Raw genomic sequence first — 456 nt, forward strand, 5'->3', positions numbered from 1 at the left:
CTCGATGGCCGCGTTGAGCGCCAGCAGGTGCGTGCGCTCCGAGATGTCGTTGACCGTCTCGATGATGTCCCCGATCGTCTGGGTCTTCTCCGACAGGCCGACGATGTTGCCTGCCACAGCCTCCGCCTGCTCGCGGATCGCCTCCATCGCCCGGGCGGTGTCCGAGACCGCGCGCAGGCCCTGCCGCGAGGTCTGCGCGGTCGCCTGGGCGGTGGCGATCACCTCGGTCGCCCGCTTGCTGATCTGCGCCCCCGAATGCGTGATCTCGTCGACCGTGGCGGCGGTCTCCTGAACGGCCGCAAATTGCTGCTCCACCGAGGCCGCCTGCTCCTGCGCCGACGCCCGGATCTCCGCCGCCGCCGCGTTCAGGTCGGCCGTCGCCGCCCGGTTGGTCCGCGCAAGCTCCGAAAGCCCCGAAACCATCGCGTTCAGCGTCCCCGCTAGACGACCGACCTC

At 70.6% G+C, this 456-nt stretch carries 1 protein-coding gene; it reads right to left on the reverse strand.

What is annotated here, in order from left to right:
• A partial coding sequence (locus MKK69_RS21590) for a methyl-accepting chemotaxis protein (RefSeq protein WP_243971298.1) occupies window positions 1-456 on the reverse strand: 456 nt, incomplete at both ends.

The organism is Methylobacterium sp. J-026, from assembly GCF_022829585.1.
Taxonomy (GTDB): Bacteria; Pseudomonadota; Alphaproteobacteria; order Rhizobiales; family Beijerinckiaceae; genus Methylobacterium.